A 25,024-nucleotide genomic window follows, 5' to 3' on the forward strand; every position below is an offset into this window, starting at 1 on the left:
CCAAGGCTGTCGAACTCGGTAAGTCGGTTGATAGAGGTACGCGCTAAAGCTTCAGAAAGTTCCATAAAAAATCCAGTACAAAGAAGAGTCTGTACTGGATTTTGAAGCATTGTAAAGATCGGTCAACCGATCATATTGGCCTTAACTGATCGGCATTAGACCCGAGGGTCGCTTTTTTTGTGGTGTTAAAGTGGAATATTTTTCAATAGACACAAAAAAGCCACCTTTCATAGGTGGCTTTTTTATGTATTAATACCAACTCCACTAAAGATGTGATCAATTCAGAGCTTTCTCAGGGCTTTCAATTCAAGGCGCATTGTGGAAGAAATGGTTATTCCCTTTTAAGACAATGCAACGCAGCAGTGAATGTCCTGAAAAGCTCACTGCGTGTGGGTTTTAAATCCCTTAATACGGCACATGTGGCTTTCGATATAGAATAACTATTAACTAAAACCCACTTGCTTGTCTAAAGTGATTTAAATTCCCGCTGAATGACCAACTCTTTGATGGAATTGGTATGATTACGAGACTGAGATGGATTCCCATCTATGGCATGACTTTAATCAGCGGATTAAAGTGCCTGAGAGCGTCTCTACTGTATTAATACTTGCTAAGTGATTAGTCAGCGAGCTGAACTGTTTTAGTTGCTGTCTCATCTTGCTGCTCATCAGCAACCAACATAGTGTTTAACTCTTCAGTTAATTGCACCTGCATTAAATCCATGCTTTCTGCTAAGTTAGCAGTTAATGTTGCTTCAAGGTCAGTAGTATCAACAGTAATTTCATCAGCGCTAACAGTAGTAGAAGCTGATAGAAGTGCGATAACAAATACAGTTTTAAGGTTTAACATGTTCAATAGCCTCCAGGCTTAAATTTAGGGTTGTTAGACACTCCCCAATTACGTCGTAGAGGCTGTCCAACTAGTATCATTTCGTTGGCGCAAAATTTAACCAAAAACACTGGCCTTTACAAACGATAAAATGTAACAATACCCATTAGAAAAACTAATTAAAAAACGGGATCTCGATCACTATGGCCAGACGACTACCCCCCCTTAATGCTGTGAAGGCATTTGAGGCTGCAGCAAGGCATTTGAGCTTTACGCGGGCGGCGGAGGAACTGTTTGTGACTCAAGCGGCAGTGAGTCATCAAATTAAGGCGCTTGAAGAATATTTAGGGCTAAAGTTATTCAGGCGTAAAAACCGCTCTCTTTTATTAACAGAAGAGGGACAAAGTTACTTTCTTGATATCAAAGATATCTTTACACAACTCGCTGATGCGACCGATAGGTTGCTCGCAAGAAGTGCCATTGGTTCCTTGACTGTAGCGACTTCACCAAGTTTTGCTATTCAGTGGTTAGTACCTCGACTTGCCAAATTTAGTGAAAAAAATCCAGACATTGATGTACGAATTAAAGCTGTAGATGATGAGGATGGTTCGTTGACTGATGACGTCGATGTTGCCATCTATTATGGCCTTGGAAACTGGAGTGGAATGCGAGCTGATAAACTGCGTAATGAGGTGCTTATTCCAGTTTGTTCACCGATGTTGTTAAGTGGTCCTAAGCCATTAGAGAAACCAAGTGATCTTAAAAATCACACTTTGTTACATGATTCTAGCCGTCAAGATTGGCAAGCTTGGTTTAGACAATGTGGGATTACGGATATTAATGTGAATCAAGGTCCCATATTTAGTCACTCCTCTTTAGTGTTACAAGCTGCTGCTCACGGGCAAGGTGTGGCGCTAGGGTACAGTGTACTCGCTAGGCCCGATATTAAAGCTGGTCGTTTGGTATGCCCATTCCCTGAGGTTCTAGTCAGTAAAAATGCATATTATTTAGTTTGCCAGCAAAACCATGCTGACATTGGTAAGGTTGCAGCTTTTAGAGAGTGGATGCTTGATATGTTTGAAGAGGAGACGCGCAGTGAGCTCCTTACCGGATAAATTAAAGCAAGCTTATCTAGATGGCGCGATTTCAACTGCTGTGGAACAGCTCAGTGCAGACGAGCTAGCCTATGATGCAAATGAATACCTGTTAACCCCTCTGGCTGTTAATGGTAAGCAAAACTGCGATACATTAATTATTCTGGCTCATGGCGCGGGTGCGAATATGCAGCATGAGTTTATGGCCTTGTTGGCTAGTAGCTTAGCTCAAGAGAGTGTGCAAGTTGTGCGTTTCAATTTCCCCTATATGCGCGCCAATGTTATCGATGGTAAACGACGCCCGCCAGACCGAGCACCTAAATTGATAGCAGATTATGCCTTGCAACTAAGCATCTTAAAGCAGCATTTTAGGCCACAAAGAATATTCCTCGTCGGTAAGTCGATGGGAGGGCGTATGTCTGCCATTCTGGCTGAAAGCTTGTCAGTTGACGGTGTTGTGTGCCTCGGTTATCCCTTTATCCCGCTAAAAGGTGGTGAGCCTCGGCTTGAGCCAATCGAGAAGTGCAAAGCACCGCTTATGGTTATTCAAGGCGAGCGCGATAAGTTTGGCCACAAAGGTTTAGTGGAAACTTGGCCAGTAATGGGTAAAGTGAAATTGCACTGGTTAACCGATGGCGATCATAGTTTTAAACCAAGAAAGTCGTCAGGTACTACGTTTGAGGCTAACCTAGCTCAAGCTATTTCACATATACAGTCATTCATAAGCTCATAGCGCTTAGGCGTTGTAATGTAGAGCTAGCGTAAACTTTATCTAACTCACAGTGTAAAGCTGGTGAGGCTCAGGAGGCGAAATGCGTAGTGGTTTTTTATTGTTGGCAGCGTTAAGCGGTTTTATGGCAGTTGCACTTGGAGCATTTGGTGCGCACGGGCTTAAGAATGTAGCCTCTGCAGAGATGATAGCCATCTTTAACCTTGGGGTCGAATATCAGTTCTACCATACCTTCGCATTGATTGTAGTTGCGTTTGCTGGTCATTGGCTTAAATCTCGTTTATTGGATTGGGCTGGTTACCTCTTTATGTTGGGTATTGTGCTGTTTTCAGGTTCGCTTTACCTATATGCCTTACTCGGTACTAAGTGGACTGGCCCTGTCACGCCACTGGGTGGTGTGTGCTTTCTTCTCGGTTGGTTGTTTATAGCGGTCGCAGTGTGGAAAAACCGAGTTAAAGAGCTTGATTAAACAGTACTACAATATACTGGCAGTACCCTACTGGGCAGTAAAAGTGTAAAATAGCGGGCAGCAGTTTTGTTGGCCGCTATTTTTATTTGTTATCTTCAGGAAATTCAATGATAAACCTATTTTTATTTTGCCGTGCTGGCTATGAGAAAGATTGCGCGGCAGAGATCCAAGTGCGTGCCGCTGAGCTCGATATTGGTGGATTTGTAAAGACAAACACCAATGATGCCTATGTCATTTTTCAGTGTTTCCAAGCGGGAGATGCAGAGGTCTTAGCAAAGAAGATCACTCTTGATTCATTGATCTTTGCTAGGCAGATGTTTGCCGCAAAAGCACTATTAAAGGGATTACCTGAACAAGATCGTATCTCTCCAATCGTAGCGGCGTTAGCTGATATTCATAAAGCGGGTGAGTTACGAGTAGAAACCCCTGATACCAATGAAGCAAAAGAGCTGTCTAACTTCTGTCGCAAGTTTACCGTGCCGTTAAGGCAGGCGTTGAGAAAGTCGGGCAATTTACTAGAGAAAGAGAATCCAAAGCGTCCGATAATTCACGTATGTTTTGTTGCACCGGGTCAGGCTTATGTTGGCTTCTCATTAAGCAGCAATAGCTCTCCCTATTTTATGGGGATCCCTCGTCTCAAAATCTCTGCAGATGCCCCGAGTCGTTCAACGTTAAAGTTAGATGAGGCATTTATTCACTTTATACCGAAAGAGGAGCAAGAGGCTCGTCTTAGTAGTGGTATGAGAGCGGTGGATCTTGGTGCTTGTCCTGGCGGTTGGACATATCAATTGGTTAGGCGTGGTATGTTTGTCGCTGCGGTTGATAATGGTCCTATGGATGAAAAGTTAATGGAAACGGGCCAGGTAAAACATTACCAAGCCGATGGCTTCCGTTTTGAGCCACCACGTAAAAATATCAACTGGTTAGTGTGTGACATGATTGAGAAGCCATCTCGTGTGGCTGAATTAGTGGAAGCATGGGCGATTAACGGTTGGTTTAAAGAAGCTATCTTTAACTTGAAGCTGCCGATGAAGGCTCGCTATAAAGAGGTGTCGACCATATTGGCAACGATGGAAGAGATCTTAAAAGAGAACGATGTGAATGATTTCAGCATCGCAGCAAAGCATCTTTATCACGATCGCGACGAAGTGACCGTGCATCTGTGCTTAAGGCCTTCTCAACCTTGGTAGAAGCCTAAGTCGTAGAATAAAAAAGGCCCCGCATGCATAGCATACGGGGCCTTTTTAATATTTTGTGTACGACGACTTATTTATGAAAGACGGTCGATAACTGCTTGTGTGAAATCAGTTGTACCATGAGTACCACCTAGATCACGAGTTGTACGGTCACCTTCTTCAATCACTGCAGTGATAGCACTACGAATAAGTTCTGCTTTGTCGCTCATTCCTAGGTATTCAAGCATTTGAATTGACGCTAGAACAACTGATGTTGGGTTCGCAAGATTCTTCCCTGCAATATCTGGCGCACTGCCGTGTACAGCTTCGAAAATTGCGGCATCGCTACCAATGTTGGCACCGGGTGCCATACCAAGACCACCTACAAGACCTGCACAAAGATCTGACAAAATATCACCAAATAAGTTTGTGGTAACAATCACGTCAAAGATCTCAGGGCTCATGACTAGTTTCATACATGTTGCATCAACAATCATCTCTTCTGTTTCGATGTCTGGGTAGCGCAGGCTAACTTCGCGTGCGACCTTTAAAAACAGACCTGAAGTTGACTTCATGATGTTAGCTTTATGAACGATAGTAACCTTTTTACGACCCTCTTTACGGGCTAGCTCATAAGCAAAAGTGGTAATCTGCTCGGCACCTTGGCGAGTAATAATACTGGTGGCTTCCGCAGTTGCACCGTCGTCAGAAACAGTTTGTCCTAGGCCAGAATACATGCCTTCGGTATTTTCACGTACTGTAATGATATCGATATTGTCGTAACGTGCTTGAGTGCCTTTAAAAGACAATACAGGGCGCACGTTAGCGTATAGGCTAAATTGTTTACGTAGACTCACGTTAATAGAGGTAAAACCTTCACCAACAGGAGTGGTTAGTGGGCCTTTAAGCGTAATACGGTTTTTTTCAATTAAATCTAGTGTGCGCTGAGGTAATAATTCACCGTGCTTTTCGAGTGCGACGAGACCAGCATCTGCAAATTCATACTCAAAATCACAACCTGCTTTATCGAGAATTTTTATTGCTGAGTCGATAATGCTTGGGCCAATTCCATCACCAGGAATTACGGTTATAGTTCTTTTTGTCATGGATAATCCTACCGCGCTGAGGCGTTACTGCAATTGTCTAACCATGTCTTAAGGACATAGCAAGTGATTAAAGGTTTGTTGCTTATCATGCTGCACTTGAAGAAATACTGGGGTCAATTGTGTTTTATGTCATACCAGACATGTAAACACTTGAGTCATATCAGCATTTATTCAAGGGCAACAGCTTCCATTAAAGGAGTAGCAACATCCCTTAGTATTATTTTCGTTTTGTGCGACGTATTTTAAACACTTTTAAACACTTTTCACAGGAAAAGGTGAGCAATCTCACGTTTTTTTCTGTAGGGTAACTTGCAAAAATTGGAGCTTATGACGATGATTGATCGTTAAAGGTTAAAAAAGTCTACTTTAGTCTAATAACTATATAATAATGAGGAAGACCTTGAAGTCATTACCTAGTAAATCATTGCTGTTATTTACAGCGAGCTTATTGCCCGCAAGCCTCTTTGCTGCGACATCCGCAATTACCCCCGATGATATCATGCGATTCGAATCACTCAGCAAACCTGTGATTTCGGATACGGGAAAAACTCTGGCGGTAGAGGTTTCACCGGACAGGGGAGATAGTCACGGTTTAGTTAAAAACCTAGTGACCAAAAAAGAGTTTAGTGTGAAAGGTGGCAGCAAGCCAAAGGTAAGCCATGACGGTCGTTATGTTGCCTTTGTTGACAAGCAACCTTTGCTGACAACTGAGATGGCGTCAAAGAAAGAAAAGAAGAAACTTAAGTCAGGTATGGTGTTAGTCGATACCAATACGGGCAAAGAGCTGCGTTATGAGCGGGTTAAATCGTTTGAATTTAACGAAACTGGCTCACATATTGCCATTTGGTATGAAGCTGAAGACAAGAAAAAAGAGGCTAAAGCTAAAGATAACGCCGAAACAAGTAAAAAAGACATTAAAGTTGATGATGACGACAAAGGAACAACCGTCGAGCTTGTTGCACTTAATGAATTGAAATCAGTTACCTTTAAAGATGTTACCGCATTTAATTTTGACAAGGCTGGTAAGCACTTTGCCCTTGCGATAAATAATGTCGCGACGGATAAACATGAGCTAAGGTTAGTCAGTTTGGCTAACAATACCGCCAAGATCGTCCATAGTTTAAAACAGCAGCAGCTGGGCTCGTTGGCATTAAGTGACGACGGTAAGTACTTAGGTTTTACTTTCGGGGATGCTAAGCAAGCACCATTCGGACGAGAATATTCATTATCTTTATACAATATTGATTCAGGTCTGATTACCTCTGCGCCAACGTCAAAAGAGTGGACTTTAAATCGTTACGCTTCATTACGCTTCTCTGATGACAGTCAACGCTTGTTTTTCGGACGAGTGCCGCAGGTTAGCCAACAAATCGAATTAGCAAAAGTAGAAAAAGAAGCGGACTTGTATGATCAAAGTATCATTACCGGTCAGCGAGCGCTGCGTGTTTGGCATGGTGAAGATCCTCGTATAAAGCCTCATGAAGTAAAACAGTATAAGAAAGAGCTTAAGCGTACTTATCTAGCCGTGCTGCATGTCACTGGTAATAACTTAGTGCAACTTGCAGACTTGCAAGTTCCTGATGTCGAGATTCAGCAACAGCAGCGTTATGCGCTGGCAAGTTCTGATCTGCCCTATAGAAAAATGATCACTTGGGCTGGTTTTTATCGTGATTTTTATTTAGTCGATATTAATACCGGACGTAAAATTCCAGTGTTGAGTCAACAGAGTAGTGGCTCAGAGCCTGTTCTATCACCCAATGAAAAGTTTGTCGCTTATTACCTGCAAGGAAATGCTTTCCTATATGAAATTGCTAATGATAGGAAAATTAATGTCACTAAGAACCTAGATGTATCCATTGCCGATGAAGATCACGATTATCCATCGAATGCGCCAGGATATGGCTTTGGACCTTGGCTTGCTGATGACTCTGGGCTGCTTATTTACGACAAGTTTGACATCTGGCAGCTAAATACACTTTCTCATGAGACCTTTAACCTGACCGCAGGTCTGGGGCGTAAAGAGGGAGTGCAATATCGCGTAACTGGACTGGTTGACGATAAAGACAGTCCGAGTGTATTGAGCAATAACCAACAGGTGCTGCTCCAAGGTTATAGCGATATCACCAAAGGTGATGGTTTTTATCAAGCGCAAATAGGCACTGCAGGCGTGACTAAACTTGTAGGCGGTGACTACAAGTTAAAGCTTCTAGCTCGTAGTAAAGACGCGGAAACCGTGGTGTTCTCTAAAGAGCAATATGATCTCTTCCCTGATCTTTATACCGCTGACTATTTATCACCACAGAACGCAACCCGTCAGACAGATTTTGATAAACAAAGACGGGCATTTAACTGGGGTAAGTCTGAGTTAGTACAATGGACCAATGGCGATGGTAAGCCGCTTGATGGTGTGCTGATTAAGCCGACTAACTACGTTGAGGGTCAGCGTTACCCTGTACTCGTTTACTACTATCGCTTTATGAGCGACAGGTTACATTCGTTCCCGCAAATGAAACTTAACCATCGTCCGAACTTTGCTTGGTTCGCTGACAATGGTTACGCGGTCTTTCTACCTGATATCCGCTTTGAAGTCGGTTATCCTGGAGATAGCTCTGTACAAGCATTAACTTCTGGGGTGCAACATCTAATTGATATCGGTATTGCCGACCCACAAGGCGTTGGGATCCAAGGACATTCATGGGCGGGTTACCAAACTGCTTTTGCAGTGACTAAAACCAATATATTTAAAGCCGCAGTTACAGGTGCACCAGTGTCTAATATGACAAGTGCATACAGTGGCATACGTCATGGCAGTGGTTTAGCAAGGCAATTTCAGTATGAAACGGGTCAAAGCCGCATAGGTGAAAGCCTATTCAAATCACCACAAAAGTACATCGAGAATTCGCCAGTATTTTATGTTGAACGAATTAACACGCCAATGATGATTATGTTTGGTGATAAAGACGATGCAGTGCCGTGGGAGCAAGGTGTTGAGCTGTATTTAGCGATGCGTCGGGCTGGTAAAGATGTGGTATTCCTGCAGTATCAGGATGAACCTCATCACCTTAAAAAGTACCCTAATAAGCTAGATTACAGTATTCGTATGATGGAATATTTTGATCACTATTTAAAAGGTAAACCAGCACCTCAGTGGCTTAAAGCGGGTGAAGCTTACACTGAGTATAAAAAAGCAGATTAGCGATAAGCGTTGTAAACAGCCGAGGTGATTAGTTACCTCGGTTTTTTTATGTCTAAAATTAAGCATAAAGTAACAATGAGTCACGCTGGGAATGCTAAATAATATCAGGCTTGTAAATCTTGTGTTTTCTGATATGTTCAATAAGTAACCTAAATAAAGAGTAGCAGGATGTCACTCTAAACCTAAATCACAAGGAAGTAATAATGAAAAATATCACATCAGTTGGTTTTATACTTTGCGTGTCTGCTTTATCAGCGTTGTCTTATAGTGCCTATTCGGGGGCAAAGGCGTTGGAAGGGGAACCTGAGTGGGAGGCTAAAGTCGCTAGCAGTGAGGAGTTAGAAAAGCTGCGATTAGAGCTGTTGATTAAACTGCTTGAGGAAGAAGAGCAAGCGAAAGAATAAGCAAATTCAAAAGATAAATCTTAACTTTTTTATTTTTAGCGTTTCTTAAGCGAAAAAGCAGCTCGTAAGCTGCTTTTTTGTTTGTAGGTTATAGAGCTTAGCCATATTGGTTTTCAAAGTAGCTTTCAATAATCAATACTGCAGACATGGCATCGACTTGGCCTTTAGTTAGCGCTTTATAGCCACCCATCTCAAAAAGTCGTGCTTTGGCATCGGCAGTCGTTAAGCGTTCATCCTGAGTAACGACTTTGACACCGAAGCGGCCATTTAACCTGTTACCAAACTTTTTGGCTCTCAGCGTTATCTCTTGTTCTGTGCCATCCATATTCAGAGGCAGACCCACTACAATTAAGTCCGGTTTCCATTCCGTAATAATTGCGCCAATCTCTTCCCATTTAGGAATGCCATCAACTGCTTTAATAGACATTAACGGCCGTGCGCTTGCTGTTAATTGTTGGCCAATTGCGATACCTATACTTTTTGTTCCGTAATCAAAACCTAATACAGTTTGTGAACTCATTTCTCACTCCAGAGTTTGACTTACTTTACGCGTGTCCTGCCAAATTGGACAGTTGCCAGATATCAAAGCCAAGTGACTCTGCTGCTAGTTGCCAGCGCTCTTCATGTTCAATATCAAAAAGTAGCTCAGCGGTTGCAGGAACGGATAACCAAGAATTATCCGCTATCTCTTGCTCTAGTTGACCTCTTGTCCACCCTGCATAGCCCAGTGCGATAAGAAATTTATCGGGCGCTTTATCTGAACCTAAACAACTAAGAATATCTTGAGAAGTGGTCAGCATCAGTGAGTCGGTAATGGAATCGCTATTGCTCCAGCAATCTTGATTGGTATGCAGTACAAAACCGCGCTCAGCGTTTACTGGGCCACCAACAAGTACTTCTCTACCGAGTGAGGTTACAGGTTGAGGCTCTTCCGCGAGTTCCATTTGTTGTAACAGTTCATCGACAATGATGCCGCTAGGGCGGTTAATCATAATCCCCATTGCGCCTTTTTCATCATGTTCACAGATATAGATCAGTGAGCGTTCGAAAAAAGTATCATTCAAAGAGGGCATTGCAATAAGAAATTGATTTTCTAAGCTATCCATAAAACGTCCTTAGTGGTTAGCCACCAGCAAGCTTAACTGTGTAACCTAACTTTTCGAGTAGCGTTTTAAGTTGCTGTCTATTATCTGTTTGCACTTCAATACAAAAATCTTTGACAGTACCGCCGCAGCCACATTGTTTCTTTAGCTTTTGTGCCAAGGCTTTAAGCTCTTTCTCTGCGAGACCTAGCCCTTTAATAACCGATACACCTTTACCTTTTCGGCCCTTACTGTCTTTATGTATTCTGACAATACCATCACCAGTAGGGGAACTTTGAGTCGCTTTTTCTTCGGTGATTCTGCCAATATCGGTGCTATAAACTAATGAGACGTTCGGATCGGATTTCATAAATATTATTGATGATTTACTGATAAGTGTAGTTTAACAAAGATGCTGTTGAAGCGGGAGTCAAATGAGCGGATATCTTCTTTCGCCAATAGCTAATGCCATTGGCGAATTAAAACAAGGCTAGAGGTATAACGAAAGTTCTATTAATAATGCTGCAAAGGTTAAGCTTGCAATTACTGCGAGGTACCTGTGCAACTGAGGTAAAGCGACTGCGCAGGAAGTGAGTACAAACCCGACAGCAGTGCCTGCAAAGGGGGTGATTGGAGCACTGATGATAGCAACAACCAACCAAGTCAGAACGGTAACTGGGAGCAGTAGTAGTGAATGTTTGCTTAGCTTATTAAAGAAAGAGGCGCTATTGTCTGCATGTTGAACCGCTTTTTCTGGGGTAAAGAAAAACATAATACTGGCAGCAATAATAGCGATAATGAACCAAAGCATAATAAAAAAGCCTATTAAATAGTAATTGATAATCATTATCATTAACTTGATTGCTTAAGTCAAGCTGAACCAGAAGCTGATTTACTAAAATTGAGTTGTAGATTAATAGATTGCTATGTAAGCTTATTTAAAACAGTGTCTGAATGCCCTTGGCATGGTGGAGAGAATATGAAAAAGGTATTAGTTATTATTGCTGCATTAGCACTTACTGCTTGTAGTTCACTTAAGACAAGCTCCGATTATGATCCTGGAGTGAATTTTGCCGATGTTAAAACCTATGCTTGGGTTGAGAAAAAAACTGATAAAACGGCATACCATCTTGATGGCTTAATGGATCAGCGGATACGTTCAGCGGTTAACGATCAGCTACAGCTGAAAGGTTTAAGCTTAGTTGACGCAGATAAAGCCGATGTATTAGTTAACTACCTTACTAAAGTCGATAAAAAAATTAACGTCGATACCTTTAATAGCAATTACGGCTACAACCCATATTATGGTGCAGGCTGGGGCAGAGGAATGGGAATGGGTCATACTCAAACCACTGTACGTGAATATGAAGTTGGAACATTGATTGTTGACTTAGTTGATACTAAATCAGGCAAGTTGATGTGGCGCGGTTCTGTAGCTGATACAGTGCGTGATAAAGATACGCCAGAAGAGCGCATAGAGGTGGTTAACACTGCCATAGGCGCATTGTTGCAAACTTACCCACCTCAACCTGAGAAATAGCATTTCTGATTAAACGGCCGATAGGCCGTTTTTTTATGCCTTCAGATAAGTAATGGATTATTTAATGGTAGTTATCAAAATATTACCTTGGCTATAAACAAAGCTGCTGTTCACTAATTCGAAATACTCATTCCGCTATATCATCGGGTTAAAATCTGTTAACTTCAGTATTGATAACATCTAGTTAACGTTTGCTGCGCTTCGGCGCTATATCAAATGATTGTATTGTTTTTTTCAAAGTATTTTTAGGGATAGCTATCTTTATGGAACCACAATTAGTAGAGATCAAAGACTTTGTGTCTTTCACGCTCGCCATTATTGCGCTGTTTATTGGTAAAGGGATTATCTCTCGCTATGAATTGTTGCGTAAATACAGTATTCCAGAACCTGTAGTGGGTGGTTTTGCTTGTGCTGCAGTGGTTGGCATATTGTATTACGCCTTCGATATTCAAATAGAGTTCAATTTGGCAGTCAGAGATACGTTATTGCTGTACTTTTTTGCGGGGATTGGTCTTAAAGCTGATTTTGCAACCCTACTTAAAGGTGGCAAGCCGCTACTTATCCTGATTGTATTGGCAAGCGTGTTTATCTTTTTACAGAATTTCACCGGGGTAACTGTTGCGACGCTGTTTGGATTAGATCCCAAAGCTGGCTTGATGTCGGGATCGATTTCATTGATTGGCGGTGTTGGTACTGCGATGGCTTGGACACCGACTTTTGTTGAAGAGTTGGGGATCGTCAATGCCAGTGAACTTGGTATCGCATCAAATACTTTAGGCCTCATTTCTGCTTGTGTGATTGGTGGCCCTATCGCCGCCTATTTGATGAAGCGTCATCAAGTAAAAGCTAATCATAATGAAGAGCTTGATATTGGTACCAGCCATCAAAATAATACTTCGCATATGAAGGTTGATTATTTTGGGGTATTACGTGCTTGGCTATGGCTAAACGTGACGCTTATTGTGGGTTATTTCATCGACCTTTCGATGCAAGAGGCGGGACTAAAACTGCCTATGTTTGTCGCTTGTTTATTGGCGGGGATCATTATCGGAAACTTAGGCCGAGCAATAATCAATCGTCGTAAGCACAAAGACCGGACTTATATCGAAGATGCTTCTCGTGGTCTGTCTTTAATTCAAGATATTTGCCTTGGTATGTTTCTCACCATGGCGTTGATGAGCCTAAAGATCTGGGAGCTTGAGGGCAGTTTATTATACATCTCGGTGGTAATGACTCTGCAAGTGCTGCTTTCTGTAGTGTTTACGATATTCGTTGTGTTTCGCTTGATGGGTAAAGATTATGAGGCTGCGGTGATCTGTTCTGGTTTTGGCGGGGTGACGCTTGGTTCTACTGCGACCGCAATTGTTAACATGACAGCGGTGACTCAACAATATGGAGCAGCGCACAGAGCATTTATTATTGTGCCATTAGTGTGTGGTTTCTTCATCGATATTATTAATGCAATGATTATCAATCTGTTTGTCTATTTCTAATATTTAGAAGATTGAAAGGGAGCATTTGCTCCCTTTTTTCATTTCTGATGAACCTTTTACATTTGCCAGTCGTCTTTGTAGTAAATACTAGATGGAGTGACACATAAACTATGCTGCAAGCGCAAGTTGAGTTGTGGGTATTAGAAGCTCAAGCGGGAGACAAGCACGCTTTTTCAGCATTGTGCCAACACTTTTATCCGAGTGCGCTGGGGTTTGCTGCAAAAATAGCGGGCGATTCCACCTTGGCACAAGATGCGGTGCAGGATGCACTGATCAAGTTATCGAAAACAATTTATAAACTCGAGGATCCAGCAACCATTAATGCTTGGGTGTTTCGGCTCGTTCGTTGGCAAGTGTTGGACTATCTGAAAGTTAACAATCGTTATAAAAGTTTGTCGGATATTGAAATTAGCGAGTGTGAGGCGGTCAAAGCAGAGCCTGAAGAGGTTATGGAGGGAGTCAAACTAGGGCTTTCCAAACTGCCACCGCTTGAAGGGCAGGCAATATACCTATTCTATTTAGAAGAGTTGAGTATTGCTGAAATTTCAAAGATTCTGGAGATCCCGGAAGGTACGGTTAAATCACGCTTATTTAGAGCTAGAAAGTTATTTAAACAGGTTTTGGAGCAGGAGAATTAGTTATGGATATCGACAAAAAGATCCGCCAAGAATTAGCTAAAGAGAAGGCTCAATTGAGTCAACAACAAACCGCGGATGCATCTTTATTTGCGATGCTGGGCGATGCCTACAAAGGTCGCTTAGGCGGTTGGATGGTGTTGATGAGTATAATTGCTCTGTTACTCAGTGGCTTGATGCTGTGGTCAGGTTATCAGTTCTTCTTTGTGGTTGAAAGTTTACATGAGCTCATCCGTTGGGGAGTGACCTTGTTGCTCAGCAGTATGATGCAGATAGCGATTAAGATGTGGACCTTTAACGAAGTTAACCGTAATGCATTACAGCGTGAGATAAAACGATTAGAGCTGGCTATTGCGACGAAAGAGTCACTGTAGTCTGGTAAGGCTTCGCTATGTAGAAGCCTTTAACTGTTACAGAAGCTCTTTTACTATACGTTTTAGCAAATAGGTTTCACGGTCAATCGACATTCCTTTTTTTGGGCTATTGGCTATGGTGTGCTCATTGTGAGCAATGGCTTGATGGATATTGATCCACAAGGGGCGCATGCCATTTTGGATCTCATGTTCTTCAAGTCGAGTTTCCCCAAGCTCTGGGTGAATAGTGCAAACAAAACAGAATGATTCCATGTGCACTATGTCAAAACCCTCTTTGTACCAGGGCCTGAACTCTTCATAACGACCAAACTCACTGATCACATCAATATGTTTGGCACCGGTTTCTTCCTCTAGCTCTCTGATTAAGCCTTGGCGAAGATCTTCACCTTCGTCTACACCGCCTCCGGGAATACTGTAGTCATGGTAGCGCTCGGTGTATAGCATTAGAATATTCTCACCATCAAGAATAATTCCGCGCGCTGCTTGGCGGTGGAATCGTTCACCCTCGAGGGACGCTAGGTCAGGATGGATAGTGGATCTTAAAAGCTGCATAGTTTTAATAGGCCTAATGTTTTGCAAGCATTGTATCAAGAGGGAAAGGTAACTGGTCGCCGATTGTACGCGATACGATTATTGAATGCCTCTAATTATTAAGGCAATTTTAGAGCGGAGCTAAACACTACTTTTTGTCGAGTGTCAGTGCTTGATATTGCTTAATGATATTCGATACATCTTCAGCTGAAACATCAGTTACTGAGGTTGTCGTGTTAATTCGCCTGCTTAATTGACCAGACTCAATACGCTGGTAGTGAGATAAGGTTTTTTGCAAATAGCGCTGATCGAGCGTGCGGGTCAAATCCCACATCTGGCTACCAACCAATGATATTGGCAATTTAGAGTGAGTCGAAACATGCAGCACCTCATAGAAGCGGCGGTTTTCTTCTAGCAGATGCTCATCAATTAGGCCAAGTCCTAGGTTTTTGAGTGCTTTACGGACTTCAAAAATATGGTGGACAGGGCATAAGATAAACTCAAGTTGCTGTAGTGGGTGAGCTGCTATGATTGCTTCCACCAAGCTGATTAACAGTTCACCACCGACTCCTGCAATGATGATCAGTTGGCTATTGGTTTTATCAACCAATGGCAACAAAGCGACATCTATACAGTGTACTTGCCAGCGCCGTTCTCCTTCATTTTTAACGGGGTAAAAGCGCTCTAGTTTATTGCTCACTTCTCGCATTAAATCAGGGACAACATCAACAAAATGAACCGTTGCAGCGCGATCAGTTTCTAGTAGCTTGGCACCTAATAAGCCATGATCACAGCAACAATCCCAAATATGGTCATAACGGTTAACCACCATGGATTCAATCAATTTTAGGCGCTGGCTTATCTTCATCTGCTGTGTAGAGGTTCAATTTAAAAGAGGAGGGCATTCTAATCTATCTTCAAACGATATAAACCCCATATCGCTGTTATTTGGTTAATCACAGCATATCTTCATTATTTACTCTAATGACTCGGGGCTCAATAGTGTTTATAGACTGATGGTTAGACTCATTGGAGCGTGAACTTAGCGCAAGGTTGAGCATTGCTGCAGCGACTTTTTCACCTGCAATTGGCTGGTAACGTTTCATTGGGCCAATAAATAGCGGCGAGATAAAGTTAAAAATGGTTTGTCCGAAAGATTCGAGCGCACGACGCTCATCTCGCTCGCCAATAAGCAGACTTGGTTGGAAAAATACCAACTTATTGACCGTTCCTTTTGTCTGCTCTCTGTCAGATAGCATCAACTCTAACGCTGCTTCAGTCTCACCTTTGACTCGATTATAGAAAGAGTTTGATTGCGGATTCGCCCCAAGTGCGGTGACAATAAAGTTACTGTTTGCCTGACATAATTGCACGAAATCGACAACGGCGGTTTTATCTACGGCAATGAATGCATCTTGACTCCCCGCTTGTTTGATTGTGGTACCCAAACAGCAAAATGCTTGATCTATATTTTCTGGTAATGAGAGTGTGGCGAGCTCGTCTAATTGGCAGGCAATGAATATAACCTCTGTGGTGCTAGAGGGCTGATAGCTAGCTTGGCGGCGGCCTAACATATAAATTTTGTTATAGGCAGTAGAGTCTATTAGCTTTTGCAGCAGGTGCTGACCAATTAAACCCGTAGCGCCGATAATGGCTGCATTCATAAATGGCTTTCTTTCTCTAAATAGGTTGTAAATAGTGTAGATGCAAACAGAGTCGATTTACATCTTTTCTGCCATAAATCAACGTTGATAAAGCGGGAGCTACCTTGGCTCAACTTATAAAAAATGCCGATTTTAGAATCGGCATTAACTTATTTGCTGAGGAGACTTTATCGCAGGTATTAAGCTCGCACCTGCTCTGATGCTGTCAATTTTGCTATCTCTATAATGGTTTGAGTCGCTTTTTCCATAGATTCAAGGCAGACATATTCATGCTTTCCATGGAAATTGTGGCCACCGGTGAAGATATTAGGGCAAGGGAGTCCCATATAAGAAAGGCGTGCGCCGTCAGTACCACCCCGGATAGGTTTCACGATTGGTGTAATATCTAAGTTAAGCATTGCTTGCTTGGCTATGTCGATAATATGTGGGTGCGGTAAAATTTGTTGCTTCATATTAAGGTAAGAGTCTTCAACTTCAACCGCAAGCTGGCCAATCTTTAACTCGGTGTTATATTTTTCAACTAAATCAACTAACCAGCGTTTTCTTTGCTCAAATAGGGTTAAGTCAAAGTCACGAATGATATAAGTCAGTGTGGCTTTTTCGGTGACACCTTCCATACCAATTAGGTGGAAAAAACCATCGTAATCAGCACTAAACTCAGGTGTATCTTTTAATGGCATTTTTGCATGGAAGCGGGCAGCCATAGTTTGTGCGTTGATCATGACGCCGAACGCGCTACCTGGATGGCAGTTATTGCCGGTTGCTGTTATTACTGCTGTAGCGGCATTGAAATTTTCATATTCGAGCTCACCAACTTGACCACCATCGACTGTGTAAGCCCAGCTAGCGCCAAAGCTATTAACATCAAAGTGGTCTGCTCCGCGGCCAATCTCTTCATCAGGCGTAAAGCAAAGTCTTACTTTACCGTGGGGGATCTCTGGGTGAGTGATTAAGTGGTGTAGAGCTGTGATGATCTCTGCAATACCGGCTTTATCGTCTGCGCCGAGCAGTGTGGTGCCGTCGGTAGTAATGAGGGTTTGGCCTACATACTGATTTAAGCTATCAAATTGATCGGGTGATAGGGTCTCTTTTAGACCTAATGCTATTGCTTTACCATTGTAGTTTTCAATGACTTGTGGTGATACGTCATCGCCGCTGTAATCTGGGGCTGTATCCAAATGGGCGATGAAGCCAATACAAGGAACATTGTCCACTGTTGCAGGAACCGTTGCCGTTAAGTAACCTTTGTCTGACAGCTGTACTTCATCAAAGCCTAAGCTGACAAGCTCTTGACGCAGATATTGAGCAAACACAAATTGGTTGTGAGTACTGGGAACGCTGTGATGTTGGCTGTCAGATTGAGTGTTAAAGCTGACATATTTAAGGAAACGTTCACGTAGATATTGCTTCATATTCAAGTTTTCTAATAGCGAAAAGTGGCCTGAGTCTAACAAGGCGCAAAACGAATTCATTAGATGTTGATCAAGTTTTGTTTAATCCAATGTCGAAATTGTTGGCGATTCTAGATGGAAGTTAAGGCTACTTCGCCACATCATGTTTTAATTGTGCGCTAGGTAATTGTTTACTTTAATTACTTTTTATTGCTCTTGTATCAACTTTGAATTGACGCAATATTGTTTATTTTTAGATAAATTTCATTGAAATCACAAGATTTTCATCTCAGTTGCATTTATATTGCCTAGTTACAGATATATAGCAACATAGAAGCGTAGTGATGGATATTAGCTGGTGGCAGTTAGCAAGCTTTATGATTATTCTGCTGATCCCATTCGGTATTAGCCGTTATTTTGAGCTCGGCCTGAATAAAGATATGTTTTATGCGGTCGTGCGTATGCTTGTTCAACTTATTCTAGTTGGCATATATCTGCAGTATTTATTTGAACTTAATAGCTTTAGTGTGAACATGTTGTGGCTATTGCTGATGCTATTGATTGGCGCTAGTGCCATTATTACTAAAGCCAAGCTATCACGTCGACTACTCTATATTCCGGTACTTTGCGGCTTGTCTTTAGGCTTGTTTCCTGTCTTATGGATGATGATAGTGTATTTGTTGTCTCCTGAACCGCTCTACAGCGCTCAATATTTAATACCAACAGCAGGGATGTTATTGGGGAACTGCTTAAGTGGCAATATTGTGGCTTTACAGCGCTTGTTCGGTGCTTTTGAGGATAGGCAAGCTGAATACGAGGGGGCTTTGGCGCTTGGTGCAAGTAGCTATCAAGCAGCATTACCGTTTATTCAAACTTCTATGCAACAGTCTTTTGCGCCAATATTAGCTTCAATGGCTACCACGGGCTTAGTCACCCTACCAGGAATGATGACAGGCCAGATATTAGGTGGAGTGGATCCATTGATCGCGATTAAGTACCAAATTGTTATTTTAGTCGCTATTTTTGTCACTTTAACGGTTTCAGTATCAAGTTCGCTACTACTGAGTATTAAAACAGCGGTAACAGTCAATGGAAGAGTCAAGCGCGTTCCCTAGTCTGCCGTAGACTATTACATGATTGCCGATTAAAACTGACAAGGACCGATACTCCTAAGCGCTGCAGCTTTTTGCAACTCATTTGATCTATTCTAGGTAATCCATTGAATCTCTACTACGCTTACTGTTAGCTAATTATCACGACGATTTATAACCTTAAGCTTTGTGCTGGACCTTTCTGAAAACTGGGCACTAAAATACAGTTTTAGGTACTTAGACATTGATTATGACGACAATGACTTTATATTTGATATGGCATCTAGTGGCTTTGGATTAGGTATAACCTATGAGTTTTAATAGCAATAAGGTTTCTACATAGTGGCTGCTTTAGTGCAGAAATTTAAGCAGCCAATATTGTTGTTTTACAGAACTAATTCCATATCAAGCTCTATATCAGTACAGCCTTTCTTACAGCGGATCCCCGAGATTGTCTCTTGCTGATCTTTAGTCGGTAACTTCATCTCTAATGCTTTATTACATATAGGGCAAAGTACGGTATTTCCTTTAAAAACTCTTTTAATAAGATTTTTTTGCTCATTAAAAGATTTAGCGGTGCTGTCATTGATTACTGAGAAATCCATCTTTGCCATTTGGGCTTACCTTAAATAGTGACGACTTGTATTTACAGAGGCCGAGTATATACCCGTTCTACTTGAGGATGCTAGCATCAGGTGACACAGGTATAAGCTAATGTGGAAGGGATGCTGTGATCACTGGTAATCCAAAATATTGAACGATTCCTATTTAATTTTAACATTTTTAGCATTTGTTACTAGCCAATCTCTAATTATGGAGACCAAGTGGTTAAATACTCCAAAAGCTGCTAGCTAACTATCCTGAAAATTTATATTTAATTAACGAATAATACCTTTGCATGCAATATACCAAGTGTTTTGTCTGATTTTTGACGGTGAAGCGGTTTACTGATTGTAAGATGTTAGCTATTGGGTAGAATAAACAGATAATTTTTGAATTATCTGTAGAGCATACTAATAATAATGAACGCTCATAGTACCAAGAATGAATACCTTCCAAGCCTTATCAAAACATCTGCAATAAGTGCAAAGCGCTATGCTGCCATCTTAACAATGTTAGTGGGTGAGTCACCATTAAAGTCCGTTTTGCATGCAATCGTACGTCTTACTGAAGAAAAAAAGATTGGTAGCAAGGGCTCTATATTATTACTCAGTGCCGATGGGAAGCGGCTACTCAAAGCGGCGGCGCCGAATATTTCTGAACATTATAATAATGCTATTCACGGTATTGAAATTGGCGCTAAAGTCGGCTCTTGTGGTGCGGCTGCTTTTTCAGGGCAACGGGTTATAGTTGAAGATATTGCTACTCACGATAATTGGGTTCTCTATAGAGAGTTACCGCTATCGGTGGGATTGAAGTCCTGCTGGTCTGAACCTATTATTGGCGCCGATGGCAGGGTCTTGGGTACATTTGCGATGTACTATAGTGAGGCGAGAAGTCCCAGTAACGATGATTTAGAGTTAATATCTGAGGCTGCGCTGCTTGCAAGCTTAGCTATTGAACGAGATCGCTCATCTAGATTTCAACGCTTATGTGCTGGGATCTTCAAGCAAATGCCGTTAGCGATTTTAATCACCGATGCTAACGGTACGGTAATCGATGCTAATCCTTCATTTTTTAATACACTAGGCTCCAGTCAGTCCGAGCTTGCTGAGTTTTCGCCACAGCTGGTCTTTGGGGAATCGTCTGAAGAAGAGCTAGTTAACCTGTTTCAGCAGATAAAAACTGGTAACGCATGGCAGGGAGAGCTATTAGGCCGTCGAGCTGACAATACGATATTCTGCGCAGACGTAAACGTTACAGCCTTTAAAGACACAGGTGAAACCGAATTTTCTTACGCTTGGATTTTTGCTGATATTACCGATAAGAAATCAGCGGCTGAAATCATTCATTATCAAGCAAAGTTTGACCCATTAACTCAATTAGTTAATCGTCCACATCTATTTGAAAAAATTGAACAACAGATTAAGTTAGCGAAATTTAACCCGAATTCATGCTTCAGTTTTATCCTGATGGATCTAGATAATTTTAAGCAGATCAATGATAGTTTAGGGCATAAGCTTGGAGACGAAGTCCTTATTCAAGTCGCGGACAGAATTAAAACCTGTATGGGACCGCATGACGTTTTAGGGCGTCTCGGGGGAGATGAGTTTGCACTTATTATTCCTGATGAAGCTCGGCCTGAGGTTTTGTCAAAACGGGTTCATCGGCTAAATGAAGTTGTTTCACAAGAGTATTTGCTAGACTCTCACCAGCGGGTTTTTACACGATTAAGCGCTGGCATTAGTCGTTTCCCTCAAGATGCATGCAGTTTAGAGCAGCTGTTGAACTGTGCCGACCAAGCCCTTTTTTGTGCCAAAGAGCAAGGTCGAAACCAATTTCACTTTTTTAACGATCAGATGCAATCTGATGCCGAAAGAACCGCTGAGTTAACCAACGCGCTTAAGTTGGCGATAGAAAATGATGCATTTGAATTACACTATCAACCCATAGTGTGTGCCAAACAGCACCGAATTCTTCATGTAGAAGCGCTCATTCGTTGGCGTCATGATGGTCGGTTAGTCAGGCCTGATGAGTTTATCCCTGCCGCTGAATCGAGTGGTTTAATCATTGAGTTAGGACGCTGGGTGCGTGTTGAGGCGATGAAAACCCTACTGGAATTTGAAGCGTTAGGTTTAGATATCGGCATGTCAGTTAATGTGTCGACATTTGAGTTCTGGTCCCATGACTTGCAAGACTGTTTGATAAACTCAATAACAGAAACCGCGACGCAGATTCGAGCGGAAGGCTTTCCTTACCATAAACTAACTTTGGAAATTACCGAGTCACTGTTGATGAAAGAGCAAGTGCATTTGATTAACTCTTTAAGCCAGTTACGAGACCTCGGGATCAAAATCGCAATAGATGACTTTGGCACAGGCTACTCATCTTTATCCTACCTAAGCGAATTCCCAGTAGATATTGTGAAGATTGACAAAAGCTTTATTAGAGATGTTAACGATAAAAAGCAGGCTGCGTTAGTTTCTGCTGTGGTTGCGTTAAGTCGTGCGTTGAATTTAAACGTTACGGTTGAAGGGGTTGAAAGCCATCTTCAACTGGCTTTTGTTAATGAAAAAGAGGTCGACAATATCCAAGGCTATTTTTTTCATAAACCAATGGAAAAGACAGCACTGCTAGAAGTGATAACGCAACACTAGTACTTTTATATACATGCTAGTCAGGTTGTTAGCATTTAGATCTTGTTGCTAAATATATCTGATAGAATTGGATTTTCCCTGAGTTCTCTATGTGGTTAAACCTAACGGGAGCTCTGTCGCCTTATCCATCCTGTTTTTTAATTCAAAGCCAGTTAGAATAGAATAACTTTAGAATGGAGTAATATTTGTTGGCTGAATTTAACGGGGATAATACGTGAGTGATAGTAATGAGTCAGGATTAGCTGCTGCGCCAGCTGAAGTGAAGTTGGCGGTGGATCTTATTTTTCTTTTCGAATCCAATAACATCGCTCCAGAGGTTGCTTTAGCGGCACTGAAAATTGTCAGTTCAGACCTAGAAAGTAAACTAGAAACCTAGTTTATATCCCAATTAAGATCTGTGTTTACCAATACTTTTGAGAGTGTTATGACTATTTCAATGTTAGATATTATAGCCATCCTGAGTTTTATCATTAGCTGGGTGGGCTACGCTCGCTTTGCTAAAAGTAAGGCTAAGACGACCAACTGTATTGCACGATGTCTGCATCAACATCGTATCCATTGGATGTACGAACTCATTAGCCGAGAGATCAGAGTCGGTGAGGCGGCATTGTTGGCAAACCTTGAGCGTAATATCTCCTTTTTTGCAAGCACCACCATGCTAGTGCTTGCTGGTGTGTTAACACTGTTTGCTCAAGTTGAGCGCTTAGAAGCTGTGATTGCATCTATTCCTTATGCGGCCGATCCGAACCATGCTTTAGTTCAGGTTAAACTTGGAGTATTAACTTTCATTTTTGTTATGGCATTTTTTCAGTTTACCTGGTCTATGCGCCAATATGGCTTTCTGAATGTCATGATTGGCGCCGCGCCCTATGACAAAGAGGGCCTTAATGAAAATCTCCGCCGTTATGCTAAGCAGATGGCCGTAGTGCAAGACCAAGCCGCGCACTCCTATAATTACGGACTGCGTTGTTACTATTTTGCCATGGCGGCACTCTGTTGGTTTTTCCATCCGATGCTGCTTATTATTGCGAGTATCTTCGTGGTGGTGACTTTGTATCGACGCGAGTTTAAATCAAAAGCGGTGCTGGCTATTACCCAAGGGCAAGAGCTTTTAAAAACTGAGCGTACGATTAAATACCCCTCCTAATGGCTTTCTTTACACGCTATTTTCAATCAAGTGTTTTCAAATAACTGCTTAACGTTGACCTTAGCGCCTATTCTCGATGCTAATAAATACAAGCCTGCTAGCTTTCGGTGAATAAAAATTGCGTCGGCTGGTGGGCTATGCCATTCATTGCTTTGCATACTCATCGCCATACCAGCCTCTTTAACCCTATTGGCTAAAGTGTTGTTACTAAAGTCATACTCCCCATCAAACCGCAGCGGTTCGCAGGCCATATAGAAAATATCGAGCACCAAAGATTTCTGCGCTGCGGTGATAGCATCTTGAAAGAATCCTATATTTTGCGCTGCATTTTCCATCGCGAGCCTATCATTAACAATACTGGCAGCCATCAGTTGCCTGTATTGCGCAGACAGAGCATTCGGAATAACTCGGCTAGCGCCAAAATCGAGTAAAACGAGTTTGCCGCTTGTGGTTTGGTATTGATAATTGGCAAAGTTAGGGTCTGTTTGCATTAGCTTGAAACAAAACAGCTCTTTAAAGAACAGCGCTAGTAATTTTGTTGCCACCGCATCTCTGATCGGCTGCTCAAGTGCAACGATCGATTCGATACTTTGTCCTTCGATGAACTCCATCACAAGAATATTCTGATTACATAGCGCAGGGTAAACTTGTGGGATCACGAAACTTTCTCTATCAATCTGGCCTTGGTCGATAAAGGATTGGAAGCGCTGTAGCATTGCCAGCTCATTGAGGTATTCGGCTTCAACATGTAACTGTTTTTTTGCTTCATCGAATAGCTGGTCTAGCTGCACGTTACTTGGAATGAGATTAGATAACTTTAAAAGGGTAGCAACATTATCGATATCACTGTCGATGCTGTTACGGATCCCTGGATATTGCAATTTTACTGCTAGCTTTTCGCCAGAGCCCAACGTTGCCTGATGCACTTGACCAATAGAGGCTGCAGCAAACGGCGATAATTCAAAATGTGTAAAAGGGTCGAGCCAATCGTCGCCCCAGTTCGATTTGAGAATAACGATTAACTGTTTATGAGGCATGGCTTTAGCATCAGAACGTAGTTTAGAAAGTATGTCACTGAGCTCCTTAGGTAGCAGCTCTCCCGAGTCCATAGACAGCATTTGTCCTACTTTCATTGCTGCGCCGCGAAGCTCCGCCAGCTTGTTTGCCAAATGGGTGATATTTTTTGGGGTCATTACGAGCTCGTTGAGAGAAGGTTTTTCTCCCTTGCTCAACTTTTTAGCACCTTCAAACACTACGTTGCTAGCAAGGCGTGAGGCAAGTCCACCTAAGGAGGATAATCGAGAAAGGCGGCTGGTTGGTACTTTAGCGGCTTGCTTATTCTTCATGATGGCTTGACCTCTGCTGCTATTACTAGCAGCGTAAAACAATTTATTACTGATGCTTAACTCATGCTAAAGCAATACGTTATAAAGTAAATATGGATCAGCTTAAAGCAGAGCTATCTGTTAGGACTATCTATTAGGACTATCTATATCCATTATCGGTTTAGTTCTAATCGCAGCTTTCTCATTTATTGGAGATGTATTACCATTGCCGCCATTTTGAATCTTCGATTATAAATAATAAAGGCAGCTGATTTTGCATGCTTTGGCACAACTCGCTTCAGGTGAACTAAAAGGTATTAAACGACTCACTATCTCAGAGGAGTTAACAGCGTTTCCAGACGCTATTTTTACGCTTGCTGATACGTTAGAAGTGCTAGATCTTTCCGGGAATAAGCTGTCTCAGCTGCCAAGCAACCTCTCCAGTTTAACTAAACTGAAACTACTGTTCTTAACGAGTAATACCAATTGCAT

26 protein-coding genes and 1 pseudogene are annotated in these 25,024 nt (G+C 42.0%); 15 read left to right on the top strand and 12 right to left on the bottom strand.

All coding sequences use genetic code 11. The annotated features are described in order from the left end of the window. Positions 1 to 618 precede the first annotated feature (618 nt). Positions 619 to 849 (bottom strand): hypothetical protein, encoded by a 231-nt coding sequence (locus tag AB4238_RS07415; protein ID WP_372032561.1) that lies wholly within the window; start codon positions 847 to 849, stop codon positions 619 to 621. A 182-nt stretch (positions 850 to 1,031) separates the two neighbouring features. Between AB4238_RS07415 and AB4238_RS07420 the strand changes: the two genes are divergently transcribed. The 4 genes from AB4238_RS07420 to rlmM all read left to right on the top strand — a co-directional run bounded on the left by AB4238_RS07420 (position 1,032) and on the right by rlmM (position 4,311). Next, entirely contained in the window at positions 1,032 to 1,943 is a 912-nt protein-coding gene (locus tag AB4238_RS07420; protein WP_020913648.1) for a transcriptional regulator GcvA, read from the top strand. Between the two features lie 88 nt (positions 1,944 to 2,031). Beyond that, entirely contained in the window at positions 2,032 to 2,655 is a 624-nt protein-coding gene (locus tag AB4238_RS07425; protein WP_372032588.1) for an alpha/beta fold hydrolase, read from the top strand. 79 nt (positions 2,656 to 2,734) lie between these two features. Then, positions 2,735 to 3,121, top strand: a complete 387-nt coding sequence (locus AB4238_RS07430) for a DUF423 domain-containing protein (protein WP_372032563.1) — start codon at positions 2,735 to 2,737, stop codon at positions 3,119 to 3,121. Between the two features lie 107 nt (positions 3,122 to 3,228). Beyond that, positions 3,229 to 4,311 (top strand): 23S rRNA (cytidine(2498)-2'-O)-methyltransferase RlmM, encoded by a 1,083-nt coding sequence (rlmM, locus tag AB4238_RS07435; protein ID WP_372032564.1) that lies wholly within the window; start codon positions 3,229 to 3,231, stop codon positions 4,309 to 4,311. 80 nt (positions 4,312 to 4,391) lie between these two features. On the opposite strand, the gene AB4238_RS07440 is transcribed toward rlmM, so the two are convergent. After that, a complete protein-coding gene (locus tag AB4238_RS07440; protein ID WP_371994884.1) occupies positions 4,392 to 5,402 on the bottom strand; it encodes an isocitrate dehydrogenase in 1,011 nt (336 codons plus the stop codon). 400 nt (positions 5,403 to 5,802) lie between these two features. On the opposite strand from AB4238_RS07440, the gene AB4238_RS07445 reads away from it, so the two are divergent. After that, positions 5,803 to 8,598 carry an alpha/beta hydrolase family protein gene (locus AB4238_RS07445; RefSeq protein WP_372032566.1) on the top strand — a complete coding sequence of 932 codons (2,796 nt, stop codon included), beginning with the start codon at positions 5,803 to 5,805 and terminating at the stop codon, positions 8,596 to 8,598. A 203-nt stretch (positions 8,599 to 8,801) separates the two neighbouring features. Next, on the top strand, positions 8,802 to 9,002 hold the full coding sequence (locus AB4238_RS07450; protein WP_372032567.1) for a hypothetical protein: 201 nt from the start codon (positions 8,802 to 8,804) through the stop codon (positions 9,000 to 9,002). A gap of 97 nt (positions 9,003 to 9,099) precedes the next feature. Here the strand turns inward: AB4238_RS07450 and ruvX are convergent, their stop codons facing one another. The 4 genes from ruvX to AB4238_RS07470 form a co-directional block, all read right to left on the bottom strand. Continuing rightward, positions 9,100 to 9,522 carry a Holliday junction resolvase RuvX gene (gene ruvX, locus AB4238_RS07455; protein WP_372032569.1) on the bottom strand — a complete coding sequence of 141 codons (423 nt, stop codon included), beginning with the start codon at positions 9,520 to 9,522 and terminating at the stop codon, positions 9,100 to 9,102. A gap of 25 nt (positions 9,523 to 9,547) precedes the next feature. Beyond that, a complete protein-coding gene (locus AB4238_RS07460) occupies positions 9,548 to 10,108 on the bottom strand; it encodes a YqgE/AlgH family protein (RefSeq protein WP_372032570.1) in 561 nt (186 codons plus the stop codon). Between the two features lie 16 nt (positions 10,109 to 10,124). Next, on the bottom strand, positions 10,125 to 10,454 hold the full coding sequence (gene yciH, locus AB4238_RS07465; protein ID WP_372032571.1) for a stress response translation initiation inhibitor YciH: 330 nt from the start codon (positions 10,452 to 10,454) through the stop codon (positions 10,125 to 10,127). A gap of 120 nt (positions 10,455 to 10,574) precedes the next feature. Continuing rightward, a complete protein-coding gene (locus tag AB4238_RS07470) occupies positions 10,575 to 10,895 on the bottom strand; it encodes a hypothetical protein (protein ID WP_372032572.1) in 321 nt (106 codons plus the stop codon). A gap of 168 nt (positions 10,896 to 11,063) precedes the next feature. Between AB4238_RS07470 and AB4238_RS07475 the strand changes: the two genes are divergently transcribed. The 4 genes from AB4238_RS07475 to AB4238_RS07490 all read left to right on the top strand — a co-directional run bounded on the left by AB4238_RS07475 (position 11,064) and on the right by AB4238_RS07490 (position 14,126). Beyond that, positions 11,064 to 11,624 carry a DUF4136 domain-containing protein gene (locus AB4238_RS07475; protein ID WP_372032573.1) on the top strand — a complete coding sequence of 187 codons (561 nt, stop codon included), beginning with the start codon at positions 11,064 to 11,066 and terminating at the stop codon, positions 11,622 to 11,624. Between the two features lie 263 nt (positions 11,625 to 11,887). Beyond that, the gene (gene gltS, locus AB4238_RS07480) at positions 11,888 to 13,117 is read left to right on the top strand and encodes a sodium/glutamate symporter (protein WP_372032574.1); all 1,230 of its coding nucleotides are present in this window, start codon (positions 11,888 to 11,890) and stop codon (positions 13,115 to 13,117) included. Between the two features lie 110 nt (positions 13,118 to 13,227). After that, complete coding sequence (locus tag AB4238_RS07485; RefSeq protein ID WP_372032575.1) at positions 13,228 to 13,755, top strand: RNA polymerase sigma factor; 528 nt, start codon at positions 13,228 to 13,230, stop codon at positions 13,753 to 13,755. Between the two features lie 2 nt (positions 13,756 to 13,757). Then, a complete protein-coding gene (locus AB4238_RS07490) occupies positions 13,758 to 14,126 on the top strand; it encodes a DUF6768 family protein (RefSeq protein WP_220737248.1) in 369 nt (122 codons plus the stop codon). Positions 14,127 to 14,162: 36 nt separating this feature from the next. On the opposite strand, the gene AB4238_RS07495 is transcribed toward AB4238_RS07490, so the two are convergent. The 4 genes from AB4238_RS07495 to pepT form a co-directional block, all read right to left on the bottom strand. Next, positions 14,163 to 14,678 (bottom strand): NUDIX hydrolase, encoded by a 516-nt coding sequence (locus tag AB4238_RS07495; protein ID WP_220737247.1) that lies wholly within the window; start codon positions 14,676 to 14,678, stop codon positions 14,163 to 14,165. A gap of 127 nt (positions 14,679 to 14,805) precedes the next feature. Beyond that, on the bottom strand, positions 14,806 to 15,525 hold the full coding sequence (locus tag AB4238_RS07500; protein WP_372032577.1) for a tRNA (adenine(22)-N(1))-methyltransferase TrmK: 720 nt from the start codon (positions 15,523 to 15,525) through the stop codon (positions 14,806 to 14,808). 88 nt (positions 15,526 to 15,613) lie between these two features. Then, the gene (locus AB4238_RS07505; protein ID WP_372032578.1) at positions 15,614 to 16,321 is read right to left on the bottom strand and encodes an SDR family oxidoreductase; all 708 of its coding nucleotides are present in this window, start codon (positions 16,319 to 16,321) and stop codon (positions 15,614 to 15,616) included. 179 nt (positions 16,322 to 16,500) lie between these two features. Next, positions 16,501 to 17,733, bottom strand: coding sequence for a peptidase T (gene pepT / locus AB4238_RS07510; protein WP_372032580.1), 1,233 nt, complete (start codon positions 17,731 to 17,733; stop codon positions 16,501 to 16,503). A gap of 323 nt (positions 17,734 to 18,056) precedes the next feature. Here pepT and AB4238_RS07515 point away from each other — a divergent pair, with 323 nt between their 5' ends. Next, complete coding sequence (locus tag AB4238_RS07515) at positions 18,057 to 18,827, top strand: ABC transporter permease (RefSeq protein ID WP_372032582.1); 771 nt, start codon at positions 18,057 to 18,059, stop codon at positions 18,825 to 18,827. A 362-nt stretch (positions 18,828 to 19,189) separates the two neighbouring features. On the opposite strand, the gene AB4238_RS07520 is transcribed toward AB4238_RS07515, so the two are convergent. Continuing rightward, positions 19,190 to 19,417 (bottom strand): hypothetical protein, encoded by a 228-nt coding sequence (locus AB4238_RS07520; RefSeq protein WP_371993541.1) that lies wholly within the window; start codon positions 19,415 to 19,417, stop codon positions 19,190 to 19,192. A gap of 408 nt (positions 19,418 to 19,825) precedes the next feature. Between AB4238_RS07520 and AB4238_RS07525 the strand changes: the two genes are divergently transcribed. The 3 genes from AB4238_RS07525 to AB4238_RS07535 all read left to right on the top strand — a co-directional run bounded on the left by AB4238_RS07525 (position 19,826) and on the right by AB4238_RS07535 (position 23,207). Further along, complete coding sequence (locus tag AB4238_RS07525; protein ID WP_372032583.1) at positions 19,826 to 22,060, top strand: EAL domain-containing protein; 2,235 nt, start codon at positions 19,826 to 19,828, stop codon at positions 22,058 to 22,060. Between the two features lie 214 nt (positions 22,061 to 22,274). Further along, complete coding sequence (rsmS, locus tag AB4238_RS07530) at positions 22,275 to 22,436, top strand: pleiotropic regulatory protein RsmS (protein WP_371993545.1); 162 nt, start codon at positions 22,275 to 22,277, stop codon at positions 22,434 to 22,436. Positions 22,437 to 22,484: 48 nt separating this feature from the next. Continuing rightward, positions 22,485 to 23,207, top strand: coding sequence for a DUF599 domain-containing protein (locus tag AB4238_RS07535; RefSeq protein WP_372032585.1), 723 nt, complete (start codon positions 22,485 to 22,487; stop codon positions 23,205 to 23,207). 26 nt (positions 23,208 to 23,233) lie between these two features. Here the strand turns inward: AB4238_RS07535 and AB4238_RS07540 are convergent, their stop codons facing one another. Then, entirely contained in the window at positions 23,234 to 24,553 is a 1,320-nt protein-coding gene (locus AB4238_RS07540) for an ABC1 kinase family protein (protein ID WP_372032586.1), read from the bottom strand. Between the two features lie 253 nt (positions 24,554 to 24,806). Here AB4238_RS07540 and AB4238_RS07545 point away from each other — a divergent pair. Then, positions 24,807 to 25,024: pseudogene (locus tag AB4238_RS07545) on the top strand (protein kinase); the annotation flags it as partial.

The sequence above is a fragment of the Shewanella sp. 10N.286.45.A1 genome (genome assembly GCF_041470405.1).
In the GTDB taxonomy this organism is placed as follows: Bacteria; Pseudomonadota; Gammaproteobacteria; order Enterobacterales; family Shewanellaceae; genus Shewanella.